Raw genomic sequence first — 1,905 nt, 5'->3', positions numbered from 1 at the left:
TCCTGTACGCGACAGGTCGAGATCAGGCCCTGCAGGATGCCAATGTGCTTGGCGCCGAGCTCGGTCCAGGCAAACATCCAATTCTTGCGTCCAAGAGCAACCGGCCTGATACTGCGCTCAATATGATTGGTATCTGGTGGAACTAGGGGGTCGTCGAGGTAGACGCGCAGCGTTTGCTGTCGCCGATGGGTAATCCCCCCACAAAACCGCAGTGATCAGAAGTAGAATTTTCACAACAAGGAAATTCAATGAAAAAGTCACGATTTACCGACAGCCAGATCATGGCGATTCTGAAGCAGGCTGAGGCAGGAACGCCGGTGCCCGAGCTGTGTCGTGAGCACGGCATGAGCAGCGCCTCGTTCTATAAGTGGCGTGCCAAATACGGGGGCATGGATACGTCGATGATGGCGCGGCTGAAAGAGCTTGAGGCCGAGAACCGACGACTGAAGAAGATGTACGCCGAAGAGCGGCTCAAAGCAGAAATCGCCCGGGAGGCCATTGAAAAAAAGTGGTAGCGCCATCTCGACGCAAAGAGATGGCGCAGCGCTCAATCCAGCAGTTCGGTATCAGCATCCGCATGGCTTGCGAAATATTCGGCATCAGCCAGAGCGGGTATTACTACCGTGCCAAGCATGCCGGCGAAAACGATGTGATCGCCGATTGGTTGATTCGATTGACCACGGCCCAGCGAAATTGGGGCTTCGGGCTATGTTTCTTGTATTTGCGCAATATCAAAGGCTTCAAATGGAATCACAAGCGCGTTTACCGCATCTACCGCGAGCTGGAACTGAATCTGCGTATCAAACCGCGCAAGCGCCTACAACGGCAACGCCCAGAGCCTTTAGGAACAGCCACCGACATCAATCAGATCTGGTCCATGGATTTCATGCACGACCAACTGGCCGATGGCCGCAACATCCGCCTGCTCAATGTCGTCGACGATTTTAATCGTGAAGGATTAGGCATTGAGATCGACTTCTCGTTGCCCGCTGAACGCGTCACGCGTGCTTTAGACCAGATCATCGAATGGCGTGGTCAGCCTGCGTGTTTACGTTGTGACAACGGCCCAGAGTACGTCGGGAAAACATTGCTCGAATGGGCCGCAAAACGCCGGATCACTATCCTTCATATACAACCAGGCAAACCTCAGCAGAACGGCTACGTCGAGCGCTACAACCGCACCGTACGCTATGATTGGTTGGCGCAAAATCTGTTTGGCAGTCTGGAGGAAGTGCAGCGCGGCGCGACCGCCTGGCTTTGGACCTACAACAACGAGCGTCCCAACATGGCGTTGGGCGGCATCACCCCGAGACAAAAATTAGCCAGTAAATATTTAACCGATTCTACTGCTGCTTACTGCTAAAAATGGGGGGATTACCGGTTGAACCGGGCATTGACACAGCAAGTCCAAGTCTTGCAGAACCAAGTGCAGGCACTCAGTAGGCAGCTTGATTGGTACCAACGTCAGATCTTCGGCCGTAAAAGCGAGAAACGTCACGTTACTCAGCATCCCGATCAGTTGCTACTCATGCTGGGTGAGTTGCCACCTGTCAAGACACCGCCTGAGCCGCCTTCTCGTCCGGTGGCCGCGCACAAGCGCAAGATATCCCGTACGGACAACGCTGCAGATGACGAGACACAATCGTTCTTCACCGAAGGTGAGGTGCCGATGGAGACGATTGCCATTCCCAACCCTGAGGTTGCAGGTTTATCCCCTGCCCAGTTTGAGATGAAGCGACCTCGCTCCAGGCGCTTGGCCCAGACGCAGAATCCGGTCCGATCCCAGTACAACACCTTCATCTGGTTGGCACGCCGATTGATGAACACAAACAAAGCGCCGGACAATGGATTCATGTTCATGGCGTGACGCGCCATCGCTGACAAGCCATCGAAGGACTTGCGCAT

General features: G+C 54.4%; 2 protein-coding genes and 2 pseudogenes. 2 read left to right on the top strand and 2 right to left on the bottom strand.

The genetic code is table 11. The features are described from left to right. Positions 1–170, bottom strand: a pseudogene (locus ACOI06_RS14455) (IS66 family transposase); the annotation flags it as partial. A 78-nt stretch (positions 171–248) separates the two neighbouring features. Here ACOI06_RS14455 and ACOI06_RS14450 point away from each other — a divergent pair. Both ACOI06_RS14450 and ACOI06_RS14445 read left to right on the top strand, forming a co-directional pair. Continuing rightward, positions 249–1,363 (top strand): IS3 family transposase gene (locus tag ACOI06_RS14450; protein ID WP_420663298.1). Its coding sequence is split into 2 segments (ribosomal slippage): positions 249–510 and positions 510–1,363, totalling 1,116 coding nucleotides; the frame shifts between segments, so codons are not numbered across the junction. Between the two features lie 63 nt (positions 1,364–1,426). Further along, positions 1,427–1,540: pseudogene (locus ACOI06_RS14445) on the top strand (transposase domain-containing protein); the annotation flags it as partial. Here the strand turns inward: ACOI06_RS14445 and tnpB are convergent. Then, complete coding sequence (gene tnpB / locus ACOI06_RS14440) at positions 1,516–1,905, bottom strand: IS66 family insertion sequence element accessory protein TnpB (protein WP_420663297.1); 390 nt, start codon at positions 1,903–1,905, stop codon at positions 1,516–1,518. The pseudogene ACOI06_RS14445 and the gene tnpB overlap by 25 nt on opposite strands.

The organism is Orrella sp. 11846 (assembly GCF_048820935.1).
Lineage (GTDB): Bacteria > Pseudomonadota > Gammaproteobacteria > Burkholderiales > Burkholderiaceae_B > Algicoccus.
Note: the sequence above shows the minus strand (reverse complement) of the source record. Positions and strands in the feature narration are given on the sequence as shown.